Annotated in this window: 20 protein-coding genes; 2 read left to right on the top strand and 18 right to left on the bottom strand. The window is 71.2% G+C overall.

Translation table 11 applies throughout. The features are described from left to right. The first annotated feature begins 30 nt into the window (after positions 1–30). Positions 31–531, top strand: a complete 501-nt coding sequence (gene bldD / locus NMK44_RS13120; protein WP_014056259.1) for a transcriptional regulator BldD — start codon at positions 31–33, stop codon at positions 529–531. Between the two features lie 232 nt (positions 532–763). On the opposite strand, the gene nusB is transcribed toward bldD, so the two are convergent. From nusB to rpsD, 14 genes are all read right to left on the bottom strand, one after another. After that, positions 764–1,207, bottom strand: coding sequence for a transcription antitermination factor NusB (gene nusB, locus NMK44_RS13125; RefSeq protein WP_254742060.1), 444 nt, complete (start codon positions 1,205–1,207; stop codon positions 764–766). Positions 1,208–1,209: 2 nt separating this feature from the next. Next, the gene (gene efp, locus NMK44_RS13130) at positions 1,210–1,776 is read right to left on the bottom strand and encodes an elongation factor P (RefSeq protein WP_254742063.1); all 567 of its coding nucleotides are present in this window, start codon (positions 1,774–1,776) and stop codon (positions 1,210–1,212) included. A 76-nt stretch (positions 1,777–1,852) separates the two neighbouring features. Further along, positions 1,853–2,968, bottom strand: a complete 1,116-nt coding sequence (locus NMK44_RS13135) for an aminopeptidase P family protein (protein ID WP_254742065.1) — start codon at positions 2,966–2,968, stop codon at positions 1,853–1,855. Between the two features lie 82 nt (positions 2,969–3,050). Then, the gene (locus tag NMK44_RS13140; RefSeq protein ID WP_254742067.1) at positions 3,051–3,977 is read right to left on the bottom strand and encodes a Pro-rich N-terminal domain-containing protein; all 927 of its coding nucleotides are present in this window, start codon (positions 3,975–3,977) and stop codon (positions 3,051–3,053) included. A 291-nt stretch (positions 3,978–4,268) separates the two neighbouring features. Beyond that, positions 4,269–5,363 (bottom strand): 3-dehydroquinate synthase, encoded by a 1,095-nt coding sequence (gene aroB, locus NMK44_RS13145; protein WP_254742069.1) that lies wholly within the window; start codon positions 5,361–5,363, stop codon positions 4,269–4,271. Further along, positions 5,360–5,842 (bottom strand): shikimate kinase, encoded by a 483-nt coding sequence (locus tag NMK44_RS13150; protein ID WP_302888170.1) that lies wholly within the window; start codon positions 5,840–5,842, stop codon positions 5,360–5,362. The genes aroB and NMK44_RS13150 overlap by 4 nt, the downstream gene beginning before the upstream one ends. Positions 5,843–5,889: 47 nt before the next feature. Then, positions 5,890–7,074, bottom strand: coding sequence for a chorismate synthase (gene aroC, locus NMK44_RS13155; protein ID WP_254742075.1), 1,185 nt, complete (start codon positions 7,072–7,074; stop codon positions 5,890–5,892). A gap of 184 nt (positions 7,075–7,258) precedes the next feature. Continuing rightward, the gene (locus NMK44_RS13160) at positions 7,259–8,104 is read right to left on the bottom strand and encodes a shikimate dehydrogenase (RefSeq protein WP_254742077.1); all 846 of its coding nucleotides are present in this window, start codon (positions 8,102–8,104) and stop codon (positions 7,259–7,261) included. A gap of 6 nt (positions 8,105–8,110) precedes the next feature. Continuing rightward, on the bottom strand, positions 8,111–9,970 hold the full coding sequence (gene mltG, locus NMK44_RS13165) for an endolytic transglycosylase MltG (protein WP_254742080.1): 1,860 nt from the start codon (positions 9,968–9,970) through the stop codon (positions 8,111–8,113). Positions 9,971–10,055: 85 nt separating this feature from the next. Next, positions 10,056–10,520: a Holliday junction resolvase RuvX gene (gene ruvX, locus NMK44_RS13170; protein ID WP_254742083.1), complete on the bottom strand. Its 465-nt coding sequence runs from the start codon at positions 10,518–10,520 to the stop codon at positions 10,056–10,058. Between the two features lie 5 nt (positions 10,521–10,525). Beyond that, positions 10,526–13,195 carry an alanine--tRNA ligase gene (alaS, locus tag NMK44_RS13175; RefSeq protein ID WP_254742086.1) on the bottom strand — a complete coding sequence of 890 codons (2,670 nt, stop codon included), beginning with the start codon at positions 13,193–13,195 and terminating at the stop codon, positions 10,526–10,528. Further along, a complete protein-coding gene (locus tag NMK44_RS13180; RefSeq protein ID WP_254742089.1) occupies positions 13,195–13,521 on the bottom strand; it encodes a DUF6167 family protein in 327 nt (108 codons plus the stop codon). Before NMK44_RS13180 ends, alaS begins: the two co-directional genes overlap by 1 nt. A gap of 8 nt (positions 13,522–13,529) precedes the next feature. Then, positions 13,530–13,970 (bottom strand): DUF948 domain-containing protein, encoded by a 441-nt coding sequence (locus tag NMK44_RS13185; protein WP_254742092.1) that lies wholly within the window; start codon positions 13,968–13,970, stop codon positions 13,530–13,532. Positions 13,971–14,232: 262 nt separating this feature from the next. Continuing rightward, positions 14,233–14,844: a 30S ribosomal protein S4 gene (gene rpsD, locus NMK44_RS13190; protein ID WP_176179690.1), complete on the bottom strand. Its 612-nt coding sequence runs from the start codon at positions 14,842–14,844 to the stop codon at positions 14,233–14,235. Between the two features lie 193 nt (positions 14,845–15,037). On the opposite strand from rpsD, the gene NMK44_RS13195 reads away from it, so the two are divergent. Next, positions 15,038–15,778, top strand: a complete 741-nt coding sequence (locus NMK44_RS13195) for a DUF2470 domain-containing protein (protein ID WP_254742095.1) — start codon at positions 15,038–15,040, stop codon at positions 15,776–15,778. Positions 15,779–15,833: 55 nt separating this feature from the next. Here the strand turns inward: NMK44_RS13195 and NMK44_RS13200 are convergent, their stop codons facing one another. The 4 genes from NMK44_RS13200 to NMK44_RS13215 all read right to left on the bottom strand — a co-directional run bounded on the left by NMK44_RS13200 (position 15,834) and on the right by NMK44_RS13215 (position 20,229). Then, positions 15,834–17,207 (bottom strand): replication-associated recombination protein A, encoded by a 1,374-nt coding sequence (locus tag NMK44_RS13200; RefSeq protein ID WP_254742098.1) that lies wholly within the window; start codon positions 17,205–17,207, stop codon positions 15,834–15,836. A 41-nt stretch (positions 17,208–17,248) separates the two neighbouring features. Further along, on the bottom strand, positions 17,249–17,905 hold the full coding sequence (locus NMK44_RS13205) for a vitamin K epoxide reductase family protein (protein ID WP_254742101.1): 657 nt from the start codon (positions 17,903–17,905) through the stop codon (positions 17,249–17,251). Positions 17,906–18,236: 331 nt separating this feature from the next. Beyond that, a complete protein-coding gene (gene hisS / locus NMK44_RS13210) occupies positions 18,237–19,499 on the bottom strand; it encodes a histidine--tRNA ligase (RefSeq protein ID WP_254742104.1) in 1,263 nt (420 codons plus the stop codon). 13 nt (positions 19,500–19,512) lie between these two features. Then, the gene (locus NMK44_RS13215) at positions 19,513–20,229 is read right to left on the bottom strand and encodes an MBL fold metallo-hydrolase (RefSeq protein WP_254742107.1); all 717 of its coding nucleotides are present in this window, start codon (positions 20,227–20,229) and stop codon (positions 19,513–19,515) included. Positions 20,230–20,279: the final 50 nt, after the last annotated feature.

A 20,279-nucleotide genomic window follows, 5' to 3' on the forward strand; every position in this document is an offset into this window, starting at 1 on the left:
TGAGTTACCAGTCTTCGTCCGGGGAGCTTTATGTCCAGCGAATACGCCAAACAGCTCGGGGCCAAGCTCCGCGCCATCCGCACCCAGCAGGGCCTCTCCCTCCACGGTGTCGAGGAGAAGTCCCAGGGCCGTTGGAAGGCCGTGGTGGTGGGATCGTATGAGCGCGGCGACCGCGCCGTGACCGTACAGCGTCTCGCCGAACTGGCCGACTTCTACGGCGTCCCGGTTCAGGAGCTGCTTCCGGGCACAAGCCCGGCCGGCGCCGCCGAGCCGCCGCCGAAGCTGGTACTGGACCTGGAGCGGCTGGCCCATGTGCCGGTCGAGAAGGCGGGCCCGCTCCAGCGGTACGCCGCGACGATCCAGAGCCAGCGCGGTGATTACAACGGCAAGGTGCTCTCGATCCGCCAGGACGATCTGCGCACCCTCGCCGTTATCTACGACCAGTCGCCCTCCGTGCTGACCGAGCAGCTGATCAGCTGGGGTGTGCTGGGCGCCGACGCCCGACGGGCCGTCCAGCACGAGGACGTCTGAGCCACCTCAGACGCCGTCGGACGGCTTGGGGCCGACTAACCCACCCCAAGCAGCAGAAAACAGCAGAAACGTGGCGCCCGGGGGGGGGGGGGGGCCCCGCCCGCCCCCCCCCCCCCCCCCCGGGCGGGGGGGGGGGGGGGCCCCCCCCCCCCCCCCCCCCCCCCCCCCCCGGCGGCTCTGTATCGGTCACGCCGCCCGGAGGCGGCGTATGCGGCGCCTCAGCGCCAGTGCGTCACGCCGGGTGCTCGAGGTCGCGGCGCAGGCTCGGCTTCAGCTCCTTGAAGCGGCCCAGCAGACCGTTGACGAACGCGGGCGAGTCATCGGTGGAGAACTCCTTGGCGAGCTGCACCGCCTCGTCGATCACCACCGCGTCCGGCGTCTCGTCCTCCCACACCAGCTCATACGCGCCGAGCCGCAGGATGTTCCGGTCGACGACCGGCATCCGGTCCAGCGTCCAGCCCACCGCATAGGTGGCGATCAGCTCGTCGATCCGCGCGGTGTACTGCGCGTACCCCTCGACGAGCTGCATCGTGTACTCGCTGACCGGAGGCTGCCGGTCGTCGGTCCGGGCGTGCCGTATCCAGTCCGCGAGGACGGTCTGCACGGAGCTGCCACGCTGGTCGGCCTCGAAGAGAATCTGAAAGGCACGCTTACGGGCCTTGTTGCGGGCAGCCACGGTTAGTTGTTCACCCGACCGAGGTACTCACCGGAACGGGTGTCAACCTTGATCTTCTCACCGGTGGTGATGAACAGCGGCACACCGATCTCGTAGCCGGTCTCCAGCTTCGCCGGCTTGGTGCCACCGGTGGAGCGGTCACCCTGGACGCCCGGCTCGGTGTACTCGATCACGAGCTCGACGGCCGCGGGCAGCTCGACGTAGAGCGGGTTGCCCTCGTACATCGCGACGACCGCTTCGAACCCCTCGAGCAGGTAGTTGGCGTTGTCACCGACCACCTCGGGGGTGATGTAGATCTGGTCGAACGTGTCCATGTCCATGAACACGAAGCTCTCGCCGTCCTTGTACGAGAACTGCATGCCACGCTTGTCGACATTGGCCGTCTCGACCTTCACGCCGGCGTTGAAGGTCTTGTCGACCACCTTGCCGGACAGCACGTTCTTGAGCTTGGTGCGCACGAAAGCAGGGCCCTTGCCGGGCTTGACGTGCTGGAACTCGACGACGGACCAGAGCTGGCCGCCTTCGAGCTTGAGCACCATGCCGTTCTTGAGGTCGTTCGTGGATGCCACGGTTGCGGGATCTCCTGGACTGCAGCTGATGGAGACCAGAAAGATGCGGCGCGCCGTTCGTCAGCCGGAGCCGAGGCTAGAGCGCGAGCAGCTCTTTGGTCGTGATGGTGAGTAGCTCGGGTCCGCCGTCCGCCTCGGGGCGGACGACGAGCGTGTCGTCGATCCGGACACCGCCCCGGCCCGGGAGGTGGACCCCCGGCTCGACGGTGACCGGCACACAAGCGTCCAGTTTACCCATGGCCGACGGCGCGAGCCGAGGGTCCTCGTCGATTTCCAGGCCCACACCGTGTCCGGTACGGGGTTCCAGCCCGTCTCCGTAGCCCGCCGCGTCCAGCACCTGGCGGGTCACCCGGTCCACGTCCCGGTAGGCCGTACCCGGCACCAGAGCCTCCCGTCCAGCCCGCTGAGCGGCGAAGACGAGGTCGTAGAGCTCGACCTGCCAGTCCGCGGGCGAGGGGCCGATGACGAACGTCCGTCCCACCTGACAGCGGTAGCCGCGGTAGTCCGCACCCAGGCAGATGCTGAGGAAATCCCCCTCCTCGACCCGCCGGTCGGTGGGCAGATGCCCGGCCCGTCCGGCGTTCGGCCCGGCGGCCACCACGGTGGGGAAGGCCGGTCCGTCCGCGCCGTGATCCACCAGCCGGCGCTCCAGCTCCAGCGCCAGATGGCGCTCGGTCCGGCCCACCAGGATCGATTCCAGCAGCTCACCGAGGGCCTGATCGGCCAGCTCCCCGGCGATCCGCAGCCGGGAGATCTCCTCGTCGTCCTTGATCAGCCGTAGCTGTTCCACCGCCCGGCCGAGATCGGCCAGCAGCAGCTTGGGAGCCGCGCAGCCGAGCGCCCGGTGCCGGGCGACGGTCAGATCGTGCTCCTCCACCGCCAGTGACTCGGCGCCGTCGGCCGCGGCCAGATCGGCGGCGGCCGCGGCCGGGTCGCCGTCGGCTCCGGGCAGCATCAGCAGCCGCAGATCCTCCGGATGCGAGGGGTTCCCCACCCCCCAGCCCGGGGCCGCCGGGGTCTCGGCCGCCACCAGCACATCCTGGGCCGGGCCCAGGAGCAGCACGGCTCCGGGCGGCGCGACACCGCACAGATAGCGCACATTGGCCGGCCGGGAGACCAGCGCGGCGCCGTTCCCGGCCGTGGCGCACTGGTCGCGCAGACGGGCACGGCGCACGGCGTACACCTCGGACATGACCCCGAGCGTACGCAGGGTCGCGCGCCGCGGCCGGTCGAGCGGGGCCGTATGGGCGGCGCCCGCCGGAGCGCCGCGCGGGCTACCAGGTGGGCGGGCTCGCGATGGACCGGGCGACGACCTCGTCCAGCATCCGCGCGGTGGTCTCCACGTCATGGGTGGAGTTGTCGATGATCGGCAGCCCGGAGCCGTACCAGCCGGCCATCCGGCCGTGGATCCGGGCCACTTCGTCGTCGCTGAGGCGGCGGTTGCCGCTGCGCTCCGCGTTCCGCTCCAGCACGATCTCCAGACCGGGCAGCACCACCACGGGCAACAGACCGGGGCCGACATGGCGCTTCCAGCCGCCGAGCCCGACGACCGGGCGGTCCGGGAAGACCGCGTCGTCGAGGATGCAGGAGATGCCGTTGGCCAGGAAGTTACGGGCGGCGAAGCCGCAGGTGCGGCGGGCCAGCCGGTACTGCGCCTCGGAGTTCTCGTTCCACCCCGACTGCGGATTGGCGAATCCGGAGCGCACCCATTCGCGGACGTCGTCCAGGCTGATGTGGGCGGTGGGCACCCGCCGGCGGTCGGCCCAGTGGCGGGCGACCGTCGTCTTGCCCGCTCCGGCCGGGCCGATCAGCAGCACCGCCACCGCGGTCTGCGAGGCATCGGGCATCGTCTGGTCGTGCGAGGGGTGCGGCAGCGGCACCGGACCGCCGGGCGGCAGCTGGACATGGCCGGTGACACCCCCGGTCTCGGCGGACGGCGGCGCCACGGAGGGGGCCGCCGCCTGCGGGACCGGCGGCGGTATCTGCGGGGGCGGGCCCTGGTGGACGGGGGGCTGCGGCGGCGGGACCTGGTGTGCGGGCGGGCCCGGATGGGCGGGCGCCGGGGGCACCGGCGGAACGGGAGGGTTCGGGTGCGGGCCCGGGTGGTGGCCCGCGCCCTGGGCCCAGCCTCCGTCCCGCGGTCCGGGCCCCTGCCCCGGTCCGTGGGGCGGTGGCAGCGGAGCTCCCACTGCGTGCTGCATCCGGTGGCACTCCGTCTCGTACAGGCAAGTCCGGCAACTGTCGCGTAGCGAGGCGGCGGTGAGGCCGCTCCTACCGAACGGTACCTGGCCCGACGGCCGCTGTGTGAACGGCGGACAAACCTGTTGCGTGCCCGGTACACCGCGTCTGCCAGGCGATTCCTCTCCGGGAGGCCGTGGCCGCGGACTTCCGGGACGGAAATCGCCGGAGCCCGCGGCGGTGCCGCGGGCTCCGGTGGCCGTGTCCGCCGCGGGGCGAGGCGGTGGTGGTCCACACCCGCCCGGCGGCCCGGCTCAGGCCGAGATCTCCCCGTACGCCGCGAGCAGCACGGCCGGGTCCGGGCCCTCCAGGACCGAGGGCTTGGCCAGCCCGTCGAGCACGATGAAGCGCAGCAGGTCACCGCGGGACTTCTTGTCGACCTTCATGGTCTCCAGCAGCCGGGGCCACTGGTCACCGCGGTAGGTCAGCGGCAGCCCCACGGACTCCAGCACGGCGCGGTGCCGGTCGGCGGTGGCATCGTCCAACCGGCCCGCGAGACGGCCGAGTTCAGCCGCGAAGACCATGCCGACGGAGACCGCAGCACCGTGCCGCCAGTTGTAGCGCTCGTTCTTCTCGATGGCGTGCGCGAGGGTGTGCCCGTAGTTGAGGATCTCGCGCCGGCCGGACTCCTTGAGGTCACCGGAGACGACCTCGGCCTTGACCCGGATGGAGCGCTCGATCAGCTCGGCGGTGTGCGGACCGGTGGGGGTGCGGGCCGCCGCCGGGTCCTGTTCGATGAGCTCCAGGATCCCCGGGTCGGCGATGAAGCCCGCCTTGATGATCTCGGCCAGTCCGCTGACGAAGTCGTTGACCGGCAGCGAGTCCAGCGCGGCGAGGTCGCACAGCACCCCGGCCGGGGGGTGGAAGGCGCCGACGAGGTTCTTGCCCTCGGCCGTGTTGATCCCGGTCTTGCCGCCGACCGCGGCGTCCACCATGCCCAGCACGGTGGTCGGCACGGCGATCCAGCGCACTCCGCGCAGCCAGGTGGCGGCCACGAAGCCCGCGATGTCGGTGGTGGCGCCGCCGCCGACCCCGATGATCACGTCGGTGCGGGTGAAGCCGGTCTGGCCGAGCGCCTTCCAGCAGTAGGCGGCGACCTCGGCGGTCTTGGCCTCCTCCGCGTTCGGGAGCTGGATGGCGATGGACTCGTAGCCCTGGTCCGCGAGGTCCTGGCGGACCGCCTCACCGGTCTCGGCCAGCGCCTCGGGGTGCAGGACGGCGACGCGCTTGGCGGGTGTGCCGATCAGCCCGGGGAGCTCCCCGAGGAGCTGCCGCCCGACCAGGACCTCGTACGGCTCGGTCCCCGCCGTACCGGCGACCTGGATGCGCGTGGGGGTGTCGGTGGTCATGCCTGCTTCAGCTCCAGTGCGTCCAGGACGGCGTCGGCGACGTCTTCGGGGGTGCGGCCCTCGGTCGCCACCACGGCACGGGCGACCTCGGTGTACAGGGGGCGGCGCTGTTCCATCAGCTCGCGCCAGCGCTGCCGGGGATTGACGGCGAGGAGCGGACGCGGGGCGTCCAGACCGGTGCGCCGCACGGCCTCGGCGACGCCCATCTCCAGGAAGACCACCGGGAGCCCGGACAGCAGGCCACGGGTGCCCTCGTCCATCACGGCACCGCCGCCCAGGGCGAGCACACCGGTGTGCCCGGCGACCGCGGTGCGCACCGCCTGCCGCTCCAGCTCACGGAAGTGCGGCTCGCCCTCGTCGATGAAGATCTCCGCGATCTCCTTGCCCGAGGTCGCGACGATATCGGCGTCGGTGTCACGGAAGGTGGTGCCCAGCCGGTCCGCGAGCACCCGTCCGACGGTCGTCTTGCCCACACCCATCGGCCCGACCAGGACCACCGCAGGTCCGCCCGGCCCGCCCGGGGCGCTCACCGGATGGCCAGGTTCTCGAGGAAGCTCCGCACGTTGCGGCGGGTCTCGGGGACCGAGTCGCCGCCGAACTTCTCCGCGACCGCGTCGGCGAGCACCAGCGCGACCATCGCCTCGGCGACGATCCCCGCCGCCGGGACGGCGCATACGTCGGAGCGCTGGTGATGGGCGGTGGTGGGCTCACCGGTGGTGACGTCGATGGTGGCCAGCGCGCGCGGCACGGTCGCGATCGGCTTCATCGCGGCGCGCACGCGCAGCAGCTCGCCGGTGGTCAGCCCGCCCTCGGTACCGCCGGAGCGGCCGGAGGCGCGCTTGACGCCGTCCTCGGACGGCAGGATCTCGTCATGCGCCTTGGAGCCGGGCACCCGGGCGAGGTCGAAACCGTCGCCGACCTCGACGCCCTTGATGGCCTGGATGCCCATGAGGGCCGCCGCCAGCCGGGCGTCCAGCCGCCGGTCCCAGTGCACATGCGAGCCGAGGCCCACCGGCACGCCGTAGGCCAGCACCTCGACGACACCGCCGAGGGTGTCGCCGTCCTTGTGGGCCTGGTCGATCTCGGCCACCATCGCCTTGCTCGCGGCGGAGTCCAGACAGCGCACCGGATCGGCGTCGAGCTGCTCGACATCGGACGGCCGGGGGTAGACGCCGTAGGGGGCCTTGGCCGCGGCGAGCTCCACCACATGGGAGACGATCTCGATCCCGGCCGTCTCCTTGAGGTAGGAGCGGGCGACGGTGCCGAGGGCGACCCGGGCGGCGGTCTCCCGGGCGCTGGCGCGCTCCAGGATCGGCCGGGCCTCGTCGAAGCCGTACTTCTGCATTCCGGCCAGGTCGGCGTGGCCGGGGCGGGGGCGGGTGAGCGGCGCGTTACGGGCCAGTCCCGCCAGGATCTCCTCGTCCACCGGGTCGGCGGCCATGACCTGTTCCCACTTCGGCCACTCGGTGTTGCCGACCATGACGGCGACCGGTGAGCCGAGGGTCAGACCGTGGCGTACGCCGCCGAGGAAGGTGACCTCGTCCCGCTCGAACTTCATCCGGGCACCGCGGCCGTAGCCGAGCCGCCGCCGCGCCAGGGCGTCCGCCACCATCTCGGTGGTGATCGGTACACCGGCGGGCAGCCCCTCCAGCGTCGCCACGAGTGCGGGGCCGTGCGACTCCCCCGCGGTCAGCCAACGCAACCTGCTCAACGGTGCTCCCTCATGCTTCGCGCCTCGACGTCGTACGGCGCGGCCTGGGCACACCTCCCAGCGGTGGCTGGGGGCACCGGCCCCGGCCCGCCACCTACGATCCTCCCACGTCCGCGAGGGCCGCCGGGGCTCCGGTCCAGCTGGCGGACCGTATCGTCCGGATGTCAGCGGGTGGGCGGGTCGGTCAGCGGCCGCGCGCCGCGAGCGCGGCCTCGCCCGCCGCGCGCATCGCGGCCAGCGGCGCGGGCGCCCGGCCGGTCATCTGCTCGACCTGCAGAACCGCCTGGTGCACCAGCAGGTCCAGGCCCCCGACGACCGCGCCGCCGTGCGCCGACCAGGCCGCGGCCAGCGGGGTCGGCCAGGGGTCGTAGAGCACGTCGAAGAGCGCGCCGGGCCGGTCCGGGACGGATCCGGCCAGCGCGTCGGTGGTACCCGCGGGGGTGGTGGCGATCACCAGCGGGGCGTCGAAGGCGGTGGCCGCGTCGGACCAGTCCGCCGTGCGCACCGCCACACCCAGCCGCTCGCCCCACTGCCGCATCTCAGCCGCCCGTGCCTGGCTGCGGACGTATGCGGTGACCTCGCCGTCGCAGATCAGGGCGAGCGCGGCAAGGGCGGAGGAGGCGGTGGCCCCGGCGCCCAGCACGGCGGCGCGCTCGACCCGCTCCACCCCGCGCTCGCGCAGGGCGGCGGCCATTCCCGGGATGTCGGTGTTGTCCCCGACGCGGTGGCCGTCGCCGGTGAAGACCACCGTGTTGACGGCCTCCACCGATGCCGCGGTCTCGCTGACCCGGTCCAGCAGCGGGATGACGGCGCGCTTGAGCGGCATGGTCAGCGAGAGCCCTGCCCAGGCGGGGCCGCCGTCCTCGCCGAGCCGCGCGAGGAAGCCGGGCAGTGCGGCCTCGTCCACCTCGAAGCGGTCGTAGACCCAGCCGTCCAGGCCGAGTTCACGGTAGGCGGCCCGGTGCAGTACCGGTGACAGGGAGTGGGCGATGGGCGAACCGAGCACCGCGGCCCTGCGGTTTTCCGACATCTTTCCTCAGCCGTCGTTCTTGCGCTGCCGGTTGAACTTGTCGACCCACTTCTGGTGTTCGGCGTAGGTCTTCGAGAACTGGCTCGTCTTGCCGTCGAGCGAGATGAAGTAGTACCAGCCGTCGTCGGTCGGGTTCATCGCCGCCTTGAGCGCGTCCTGGCCCGGGTTGCCGATCGGACCGGGGGTCAGACCGGCATAGAAGTACGTGTTGTACGGATTGTTGTACTTCTTGATCTCGCTGAGAGAGATGTCGATCTTGCTCTGGTTCTTGATGTAGTTGTACGTGGAGTCGAACTCCAGCTTGCCATTGGTCTCGGTGTTGCCCGGCTTCAGCCGGTTGTAGACCACCTCGGACATCTTGCGGAAGTCGCTGTGGGTGACGCCCTCCGCCTGGACCAGACTGGCGACGGTGATCAGCTGGAGCGGCGACTTCAGGCCGAGTTCATCGGCCTTGCCCTCCAGGTCCTGCTTGGCGTAGTTCTGCCGGGCCAGGGCGACCATCTTGCGCAGGACGTCCTTGGGCTTGGCGTCCTCGCCGACGCTGTAGCGCGACGGGTAGAGGAACCCTTCCAGCGGGTCCTTGATCTTGGCGTTGTCATCGGCCCAGGACGGCAGGCCCAGGTTCTCGGCCTCCTTCTTGGCGATGCCCGCGGTGGTGCCCGGCTTCAGGCCGATCTTCTTGTCGATGGCCGCGTAGACCGTGGCGTTGCGCATGCCCTCGGTGACCATCAGGGCGTTCTGGCTCGTCGGGTCGGACATCATCTTGACCGCGGCGGCACCCGACATCTCCTTGTTCAGGGTGTAGGTGCCCGGTTGTATGACCTTGCCGCTGTCCTCCACGGCCTTCACGAAGGCTCGGCTGCTCTTCACCACGCCCTTGTTGGTGAGGATGTCGCCGATCGTGGCGCCGCCGGAGCCCTCGGGGATCTCGACGGTGACCGAGCCGCCGCCCGCACCGGAGTAGTCCGGCGCCGGACCGAACCGGCTCTGCCAGAAGTCATAGGCGAAGTAGCCGCCGCCCCCGACCACGCCCACCAGGGCGACGGTGACGAACAGGCAGGCGACGCCACTGCGGCGTTTGGCGGGTTTTCCCGATCCGCCCTTCTTACCGCGGCGTTCACCGGGCGCGGCGCCGACATCGTCGTCCCCGTCATCGTCATCGTCCGACGGGATCCGGCCACGGCTGCCCTTGCCGTCCTGGAAGAAGGGGTGATCCTCCTCCGGGCGCCCGCGCCGACCCGGCTCCCCGGCGGCCGGATCCGGCGCCGCCGGATCCTGGGGCACCTGCGGCATCTCCTGCGTCTGCGGCGCCTCCTGCGTCTGCGGCATGGCCTGGGTCTGCGGCGCGGACTGCGGGACCTGCTGCTGGACCTGCTGCTGGACCTGCTGCGGAACCTGCTGCTGGTAGCCGTCCTGGCCGTAGTAGTGGCCCGGGGCGGGGGCGCCCTGGCCGCCGCCGTACGGGTCGGCGGGCCGGGCGTAGGGATCGTGCGGATCGAGACCGCCGCCGTAGCCACCGTCCCAGCCGCCGCCCGCGTAGTTCTGCGGCATCTGCTGCGGATGGCCGCCGTTCTGGCCGTTCCACTGCGGTTGCTGCGGCTGCTGCTGGTACTGCTGGGGGTCCTGCGGATATCCGTGGGGATCGCGCTGGTGTCCGTACGGATCCTGTCCGTAGGGGTCCTGGCCGTAGCCGTCCTGTGCGTGCGCGCCCTGCCCGTACGGGTCCTGGGCGTAGGGGTCCTGGCCGTAAGGGGCCTGGTGGGGATCGTGACCGGTAACCGCCTGGTGTCCCCATCCCTGGTCCCCGTACAACGGGTCCTCGGGATGCCACGGTTGGGAGCCGGGTCCCCGGCCGTACTCAGTCATCGAACCCCTAGCGACGGTGGTGGCAGCCGCAGTCGGTGCTCGGGTTCGCGGTTGCCATGTCGCGCGGAACGTTACCGTATCGCGATCAGATGACCACTTCGACGGCCTCTCCCGGCGGCCGTCCCGAGGTACGCTCCGCCTCCAGCGCGCTCTGCAGGATCACCACGGCGGCTGCCTGGTCAACCACCGAACGGCCCTTCTTGGACGTCACGCCGGAAGCGCGCAGTCCCTGGGCCGCTGTGACAGTGGTCATACGCTCGTCGACCAGCCGCACCGACACCGGTTGCACCCGCCGCGCCAGCTCCCGCGCGAAGGTCCGCACCTTGGCCGCGGCCGGCCCCTCGCGTCCGCTGAGCGAACGCGGCAGGCCGACCACCACCTCCAGGGGCTCGTACTCCCCGACGATCGCCGCCAGCCGCTTGTGGGCGGCCGGGATGTCACGTCCCGGCACCGTCTCCACGGGGGTGGCGAGGATCCCGTCGGGGTCGCACGAGGCGACCCCGATCCGGGCGTCCCCGACGTCGATGGCGATGCGCCTGCCGCGTCGCACGGCGGTCAGGCCGATTCCGCGACGAGCCGCTCGACGGCCTCGATGGCCTCGGCGACGGCGCCCGGGTTCTGGCCGCCGCCCTGGGCGACGTCCGGCTTGCCGCCGCCTCCGCCGCCGAGCGTCTTGGCGGCGGTGCGGACCAGGTCACCGGCCTTGAGCCCGCGCTCACGGGCGGCCTCGTTGGTGGCGATGACGGTCAGCGGGCGGTCGTTCGCCACCGTGAACAGGGCGGTGACGACCGGGCGGTCACCCGGGATGCGCCCGCGGACGTCCAGCACCAGCTTGCGCAGGTCGTCGGCGGAGGTGCCGTCCGGCACCTTGGCGGCGACCAGGGCCACACCACGGACGTCCTTGGCCCCCGCAGCGAGACCGGCGGCGGCCTGGAGCACCTTCTCGGCGCGGAACCGCTCGATCTCCTTCTCGGCCTCCTTGAGCTTGGTGAGCATGCCGGAGATCTTCTCCGGGAGCTCCTCCGGGCGGCCCTTGACCAGCTCGGTCAGCCGGGAGACGACCGTGTGCTCACGGGCGAGGAAGTTGTAGGCGTCCACACCCACCAGGGCCTCGACACGGCGCACCCCGGAGCCGATGGAGGACTCGCCGAGCAGCTTCACCAGACCGAGCTGGGCGGTGTTGTGCACATGGGTGCCGCCGCACAGCTCCTTGGAGAAGTCGCCGATGGTCACCACGCGCACCCGGTCGCCGTACTTCTCGCCGAACTCGGCGATGGCGCCCTGTTTCTTGGCGTCGTCCATGCTCATCACCTCGGCGGTGACGTCGAGCTCCCGGGAGAGGACCTCGTTGATCTTCTGCTCGACATCGGTGAGCACGGTGCCGGGTACGGCGGCCGGGGAGCCGAAGTCGAAGCGGAAGCGGCCCGGCGAGTTCTCCGAACCGGCCTGGGCGGCGGTCGGGCCGAGGGCGTCGCGCAGCGCCTGGTGGGTCAGGTGGGTGGCGCTGTGGGCACGGGCGATGGCACGGCGGCGGGTGACGTCGATCTGGGCGTGGGCCGCGGCACCGACCGTCACCTCACCGACCTGGACGACGCCCTTGTGCACGCTGACACCGGGCACCGGCTGCTGGACGTCACGGACCTCGACGACGGCGCCGGAGTCCAGCCGGATCCTGCCGGTGTCGGCGAGCTGGCCGCCGCCCTCGGCGTAGAACGGGGTGCGGTCCAGGACGACCTCGACCTCGTCGCCCTCACCGGCGGCGGGTGAGGACACCCCGTCGACCAGCAGTCCGACGACCGTGGACTCGCCCTCGGTGGCGGTGTAGCCGGTGAAAACGGTGGAGCCGGAGGTGTCGGCCACCTCGCGGTAGGCGGACATATCGGCATGGCCGGTCTTCTTGGCCTTGGCGTCGGCCTTGGCCCGCTCCCGCTGCTCCTTCATCAGGCGGCGGAAGCCGTCCTCGTCCACGCTCAGGCCCTGTTCGGCAGCCATCTCGAGGGTGAGGTCGATCGGGAAGCCCCAGGTGTCGTGGAGCAGGAACGCCTTGTCACCGGCGAGCACACGGCCACCGGCGGCCTTGGTGTCGCTGACGGCGGTGTCCAGGATGTTGGTGCCGGCCTTCAGCGTCTTGAGGAAGGCGGCCTCCTCCGCGAGGGCCACGGTCTCGATGCGCTTGCGGTCGGTGAGCAGCTCCGGGTACTGCTGGCCCATCGTCTTCAGGACGACGTCGACCAGCTCGCCGACGACCGGGCCGGTGGCGCCGAGGATGCGCATGTTGCGGATGGCGCGGCGCATGATGCGGCGCAGCACATAGCCGCGGCCCTCGTTGCCGGGGGTGACCCCGTCGCCGATGAGCATCACGGAGGTGCGCATATGGTCGGCGACCACGCGCAGCGCGACATCGCTGTCCTGGGCGGCACCGTAGGCGACCCCGGTCAGCTCGGTGGCCTTGTCCATGACCACGCGCAGGGTGTCGGTCTCGTACATGTTGTGCACGCCCTGGAGGATCATGGCGAGCCGCTCGAGGCCGAGACCGGTGTCGATGTTCTTGGAGGGGAGCTCACCGAGGATCGGGAAGTTCTCCTTGCCCTCGCCCGCACCGCGCTCGTACTGCATGAAGACCAGGTTCCAGATCTCCACGTAGCGCTCGTCGTTGACGGCCGGGCCGCCCTCCTCGCCGAACTCCGGACCACGGTCGTAGTTGATCTCGGAGCAGGGGCCGCAGGGCCCGGGGACGCCCATGGACCAGTAGTTGGGGCCCATGCCCAGGCGCTGGATGCGCTCGGCGGGGACGCCGATGACATCGCGCCAGATGCGCTCGGCCTCGTCGTCCTGCTCGTAGACGGTGATCCACAGCCGGTCGGCCTCCAGGCCGTAGCCGCCGTCCTCCACGGAGGAGGTCAGCAGCTCCCAGGCGTAGCGGATGGCCCCTTCCTTGAAGTAGTCGCCGAAGGAGAAGTTGCCGCACATCTGGAAGAAGGTGCCGTGCCGGGTGGTCTTGCCGACCTCTTCGATGTCCGGGGTGCGGACGCACTTCTGCACGCTGACGGCGCGGTCGAAGGGCGGCTTGACCTCGCCGAGGAAGTACGGCTTGAAGGGGACCATGCCCGCGGGGACCAGGAGCAGCGTCGGGTCGTCCGCGATGAGCGACGCCGACGGCACGACGGTGTGCCCGCGCTCCTCGAAGAAGCGCAGCCAGCGGCGGCGGATTTCAGCCGACTCCATCAGTGGTCCTCATTTCCGGCGGATGTGTGGTGGTGGGGGTGGGTGAGCTGGGCGCGGCCGCGCTGGGCGGGCAGCTGCCGGATGTCGTCGGCGGGGGGTGCCGCGGTCAGACCGAGCGCGTCCTTGAGCGCCGCCTCGCGGTCGGCCATGCCGTCCCGCACATCGAGCGCGAAGACCTTGATCCGCCGGCCCGCGAGCACCGCCCGGTCGGCGGCCTGCGCCGCCAGGCTCTCCGGGGTGAGCTGGTTGAGCTTGCGGTTGACCTTGGTGGTGGCCCACACACCGGCGGCGACGCCGGTGGTGAACCAGAACGTGCGGCGGAACATCCGGTGTGTCAGCCCTTCGATCCACGGTTGCGGCGGCCGCCCCAGCGGGCGGACGGCAGGGTCTTGCCGACGACGACGGTGCGCGCGGGACGCTCGTCCGGGCGCCCCTTGCGGCCGATCGCACGGCGCACGCCGTAGCCGAACGCGGCCACCTTGACCAGCGGTCCGCCGAAGGCGGTGGAGACGGTCGAGGAGAGCGCGGAGGCGTTGGAGGTGACCTCCTGGACGTCGGCCGCGATCGAGTCCACCCGCGCAAGCTGGGTGTTGGCCGAACGGACGGTCGCGGAGGCCTCACTGAGCAGCGGTACGGCCTGCTCGGTGACCTCGGCCACCAGCTTGGTGGTCGCCCTGAGCGTCTGCGCGAGCCTCACCAGTGCGAAGGCGAGGAAGGACACGAGGATCGCCCAGAAGACGGCCACGAGGATCCCGGCCACCTCTCCACCGGACACGTTGCACCGCTCCCCTGCTGCCGCTCGTCGTCGGTCGTCGTACTCGGTCGTCCGTCGCCCACCGCTCTCGGGCGGTCATCCGGGCGCGGGCGGCAGGTATCGACCTTATCGCGCCGCGCGGGCCCACCTGAAACGCATTACGGTCCCGCACTCGCGGCCGGTGGGAACCGGACCGGACGAGCGGGGACCGAACGGCCCGCGGGCCCCCGTCGACGAAGTCGGGGGAACCCGCGGGCCGGATGAGTACGCGGTGTCCGCTGGATCAGCGGGCGTAGTACTCGACGACGAGCTGCTCGTCGCAGATCACCGGGATCTCCTTGCGGTTGGGGTCCCGGTCCAGACGGAAGGCCAGCGCCTTCAGGTTGACCTGAAGGTAGCGCGGGGTCTCGCCGTCGGGGGCGTAGCCACCCTCACGGGCCACCTGGAAGGGGTGCTTGTCGCGGCTGCGCTCGCGAACCATCACCACGTCGTCCGGGCGGACGCGGAAGGAGGGCTTGTCGACCTTGCGGCCGTTGACGTCGATGTGACCGTGGACCACCATCTGGCGGGCCTGGTAGATCGTGCGGGCGATACCGCTCCGCAGGACGAGCGCGTCCAGACGGCGCTCAAGCTCGACGATCAGGGCTTCGCCCGTCTTGCCTTCGACCTTCCGAGCGCGGTCGTAGGCACGGGCCATCTGGCGCTCACTGATGTCGTACTGAGCGCGCAGACGCTGCTTCTCCAGCAGACGGACCTTGTAGTCACTGGTCTGCTTGCGGCCACGGCCGTGCTCACCCGGCGGGTACGGGCGGGCTTCAAAGTACTTGACGGCCTTCGGGGTCAGCGCGATGCCGAGCGCTCGCGACTTCTTGACCTTGGGACGCGACTGGTTCACGTGGAACCTTCCTCCATGTACGTTAGGTTAGCCTTACCTTAGCCGAGGAGAACGCATGTTTCGACCTGGGATCCCCCTGCCCAGCACTGGTCAGAGCGCCGAGAAGGGTCAGCCGCGTCCCATGGAAGGCGCCCTGCGGCCATCGGCGGCGGAGCGCATACGGACTCTCGTGGATGCCAAGGCTACGGCGTCTTTGTCGATTCCCGGAATCGAGGTCCCCGATGAGCTCGGGGCGCATGAACCGGCGGCCCGTACCGTGACCCCCGAAGGGGACGTTCTGCTGCTGGTCCCGGGCGGCTCCCCGGCCGCCCGCGCCGCCGCGTACGCCCAGCATGACGACCTGGCCTGCGTGATGGAGATCACGGATGTCGCCCCCGTGGCGATGCCCCACCGGATCCGCGGCCGGGCCTGGATCTCCGGCTGGCTCACCCCCGTGCGCAACGGCGAACGGGCGGCCGGAGCCGCTCTGATGGCCGAACGCCACCCGGTCGGGGAACTGCTCGGGCTGCGCGAGGCGCTGCTGCCCGACTCCGGCAACGGCCCCTCCCCGCGGACCTTGTGGACCCTGCTGCGGCTGGAGGTCGCCGAGGCGTGCGTGGACGACCTGTGGGGCGCGGACGACGTCGAGCCGGAGCAGTTCGCGGTGGCCGACCCCGATCCGCTGGCCGCGCACGAAGCCGATCTGCTCCAGCATCTGCACTCCGCCCACAGTGACCAGGTGCGCGGGCTGTGTGCCCTGCTCGGCGACCGCTCGTCGCTGGTGTGCACCCACGGCCAGGCGATCCCGGTGGCGCTGGACCGCTTCGGGCTCAGGGTCCGCTTCACCGACGCCTCCGGCCGGCCCTTCGACGCGCGCTTCGACTTCCCGGAGCCGGTGCGCACCGTGTCCGAGCTGCGGCGGGCGATGCATCTGCTGTTCGACGCGGCCGGTTGAAGGCCGATTGAGGAAACGCACCCGAACCGCACCCGAAGAGAGGAGCGCGCGGCAGCTACGACGCATCCGGTGCGGGGGGCGCATCACCGCGCAGCCGGGCGCGCACGCGCTCGACCACATCGGCGTAACGCGCCTCCGCGCCGTACCGCGTCGGCTCGTAGTACCGCTTGCCGTGGATCTTGTCCGGGGCGTACTGCTGCGCGGCGATCCCGCCCGGGAGGTCATGCGGATAGAGATAGCCCTGGGCGTGCCCCAGCTTCGCGGCGCCCTTGTAGTGGCCGTCCCGCAGATGCGGCGGCACCGGTCCGGCAAGACCCGCCCGGACATCCGCCAGCGCCGCGCCGATCGCCGTGGTGGCGGCGTTGGACTTGGGCGCGAGGGCCAGCGCGATGGTGGCGTGGCTGAGGGTGAGCGCCGCCTCGGGGAAGCCGATCAGCGCGACCGCCTGGGCCGCCGCCACGGCGGTGGGCAGTGCGGTGGGATCGGCCAGTCCGATGTCCTCGCTCGCCGAGATCATCAGCCGCCGCGCGATGAACCGCGGGTCCTCCCCCGCCTCGATCATCCGCGCCAGGTAGTGCAGCGCCGCGTCCACGTCCGAGCCGCGGATGGACTTGATGAGGGCGCTCGCCACGTCGTAATGCTGATCGCCCGCGCGGTCGTACTTCACCGCCGCCCGGTCGACCGCCTCCTCCAGCGTGGTCAGCGTGATCTCCGCTTCGCCCTTGGCTATCGCCGAGCCGGCGCCCGCCTCCAGCGCCGTCAGCGCGCGCCGGGCGTCCCCGCCCGCGATCCGCAGCAGATGCGCCTCGGCCTCCTCGGGCAGCGTGACCGCGCCCCCGAGCCCCCGCTCATCGGCCAGCGCCCGGCCAAGCAGCCCGCGCAGGTCGTCATCGGTCAGCGGCTCCAGGGTGAGCAGCAGCGAACGTGACAGCAGGGGGGAGATCACCGAGAAGTAGGGATTCTCGGTGGTGGCGGCGATCAGCGTCACCCAGCGGTTCTCCACGGCGGGCAGCAGGGAGTCCTGCTGGGCCTTGCTGAAGCGGTGGATCTCATCGAGGAACAGCACCGTCTCCCGGCCGTACGCCCCGGAGGACCGGCGCGCCCCGTCGATGACGGCCCGCACCTCCTTGACCCCGGCGGTGATCGCCGACAGCTCCACGAAGCGCTTCTGGGTGGCCTGGCTGACCACATAGGCCAGCGTGGTCTTCCCGATCCCCGGCGGCCCCCAGAGGAACACCGAGGACGGCCCGGCCGGTCCCCCGCTGCCCTCGCCGACCAGTCTCCGCAGCGGAGACCCGGGCCGCAGCAGATGCTGCTGCCCCACGACCTCGTCCAGGGTGCGCGGACGCATGCGCACGGCCAGCGGACTGCTGGCGGGGTCCTTCTCCTGGCGTTCCTCAGCGGCGGCGGTGAACAGGTCTGGCTCCACCCGGGAAGCCTATGACACCCCACCGACAGCGCCGCCGCGCGTCAGCCCTGGGCGCCGGTCCAGAAGTCCCACCAGCGGGTCAGGATCATGATTCCGATGATGCCGATCCACAGCACCGGCACCACCCAGTGGAACTCCAGCAGTCCCCGCTTGAGCCCCTCCGGCGCCGGCAGGTAGCCGTGCTTGATGTTGTAGCCGGTGACGTAGCAGAACATCACGATGGTGGCGGCCCACGCCAGGCAGCACCACAGGCACAGCGAACCGATGACGTACAGCGACTGGTACTGGAGCCAGGTGCAGAACGCGACGCCGAACAGCGTGCCCGCGTTGAACGTCAGCCAGTACCAGCGCGGGAACCGGGACCCGGCCAGCAGGGACACACCGACGCACACGACGATCCCGTAGGCGACGAGCCCCAGCATCGGGTTCGGGAAGCCGAACGCCTGGGCCTGGTCGCTCTCCATGATGTTGCCGCAGGAGACGATGGGGTTGAGGCTGCAGCCGGGGGTGAAGGTCTTCCCCTCCGCCTTGGCCTCGAGGATCTTGTTCTTGTCGATCGTGATGACCCAGGCGGCGAGCAGCCCCAGCGCTCCGGTGATCACGAGCAACAGCGCGAAGGCACGACCGCCTCCGGTCGCGCTCCGCGCGCTCTCCCGCACCTCGCCGGACTCCACGTCGTCCACCACTGTCGTCGCCATATCGCCGTCCGTCGTCTCCCACAGTGTCCAGCCCCGTCGGGCACAGCCATTGTGCCGCAGCGGGCCCCGCCGTACGTCCCGCTTTCCACGGCCCGGCCATCATCGCGTGTCCCCCGTTCGGCGGACATAAGGTCGGCGGCCCGGCTGGATAGCGGCTCCGGCGGAGGGGCGGCCCGCGCTCGCACATCGGCGCCATTGGCAGGATGAAGCGGCCATGGCGCGGTTGACGTCACGTCAATTCGCACATGGCCGTGGCCTTTGGGGCCACAACGAACGCGTGCCCCGTCACCACGACCCGGGTGACGGGGCACGATCCGCGGTGGGGCCGCGGTCAGTTCAGCTTGGTGCGGAGGGTGGGGACGACCTTGTCGAGGGGGACCGGGGTCTGCTCGCCGGACTCCATGTCCTTGAGCTGGACCACGCCCTCGGCGAAGTCCCGTTCGCCGGCGACGATCGCGTAGCGGGCGCCGCTGCGGTTGGCAGCCTTCATGGCGGCCTTGAGGCCCTTGCCGCCGTAGGCGAAGTCCGTGGCGATGCCCGCCGTGCGGAGCTCGGCCACCACACCGAAGAGGACCTTCCGGGCCTCCTCGCCCAGCGGCACCACGAACACGCTGGTGGCGTCGGGCAGGTCCAGGGTGACGCCCTCGGCTTCCAGGGCCAGCACCGTGCGGTCCACGCCGAGGGCCCAGCCGACGGAGGGCAGCGCGGGGCCGCCGATCATCTCGGAGAGGCCGTCGTAGCGGCCGCCGCCGCCGACCGCGGACTGGGAGCCGAGGCCGTCGTGGACGAACTCGAAGGTGGTGCGGGTGTAGTAGTCCAGCCCGCGGACCAGCTTGGGGTCGTCCTCGAAGGTCACGCCCTGTGCGCTGATCAGCTCGCGCACCTCGGCGTGGTAGGCGCGGCAGCCGTCGCACAGGTAGTCGCGCAGCAGCGGTGCGCCGGTCAGCTGCTTCTGGACGGCGTCACGCTTGTCGTCCAGCACCCGCAGCGGGTTGATCTCGATCCGGCGGCGGGTGTCCTCGTCGAGGTCCAGGCCGCGCAGGAACTCCTGGAGGGCGGCCCGGTAGACGGGGCGGCACTCGGCGTCGCCCAGGGAGTTCAGCAGGATCCGGAAGTCGCGCAGCCCCAGCGAGCGGTAGGCGTCGTGGGCCAGCAGGATCAACTCGGCGTCCAGGGCCGGGTCCTCGGCGCCGATCGCCTCGGCGCCCACCTGGGAGAAGTGGCGGTAACGGCCCTTCTGCGGGCGCTCGTAGCGGTAGTACGAGCCCGAGTACCAGAGCTTGACCGGCAGCGATCCGGCCTTGTGCAGATTGGCCTCCAGGGCGGCGCGCAGCACCGAGGCGGTGCCTTCGGGGCGCAGCGCGAGCTGGTCGCCGCCCTTGGTGGTGAGGGTGTACATCTCCTTGGTCACGATGTCGGTGGACTCCCCGACGCCGCGCGCGAAGAGCTCCACGTTCTCGAAACCGGGGGTCTCGACGTAGCCGTACCCGGACCGCCGCAGCGGCGCGGAGATGGCTTCGCGCACCGCGAGATAGGTCGCGGAGACCGGCGGGATCAGGTCATACGTGCCCCGGGGGGCCTTGAAGGTGCTCACGGCAGTTCTCTCGTCACATTCCTCGTCGCGGAGCCGGCTCCTGGGTGCCGCCTCCGAGGCCGGCGGCCACCTCCCGCAGATAGGGGTTGGTGGCGCGCTCGCGGCCGATGCTGGTCTGGGGGCCGTGGCCGGACAGCACCACGGTCGAGTCGTCGAGCGGCAGGACCACACGGGCCAGCGACTCGAGAATCTCGGCGTGGTCACCGCCGGGTAGGTCGGTGCGTCCGATGGAGCCGGCGAACAGCAGGTCGCCCGAGAAGAAGACGGACGGGATGTCCGCCTGTTCGGGCATCCGGAAGGTCACCGACCCCTTGGTATGCCCCGGCGCGTGCGCGACCGTCAGCTCCAGCCCGGCCAGGTTCAGCTCGGCGCCGTCGGCCAGCTCCCTGACGTCGTCCGGTTCGCCCACGGTCAGCTCGCCCAGCAGCGGCAGTCCGATGGAACGGCCGAGGGCCTTCTCGGGGTCGCTCATCATGAAGCGGTCCGCCGGGTGGATCCAGGCCGGTACGTCATGGGCGCCGCACACCGGGACCACCGAGGCGACGTGGTCGAGGTGGCCGTGGGTGAGGACGACGGCGACGGGCTTGAGCCGATGCTTGGCGATCGCCTCCTCGACTCCGGGGGCCGCCTGATGGCCCGGGTCGATGATCACGCACTCCTCGCCGGGGGCGGGGGCGACCAGGTAGCAGTTGGTCCCCCAGGCCCCGGCGGGGAACCCGGCAATGAGCACGATCGTCCTTAGAAGTCGTCCGGCAGAAGAATGTCGGCAGCTCCAGAGCC

Source organism: Streptomyces cucumeris (genome assembly GCF_024295805.1).
Classification (GTDB): Bacteria; Actinomycetota; Actinomycetes; order Streptomycetales; family Streptomycetaceae; genus Streptomyces; species Streptomyces cucumeris.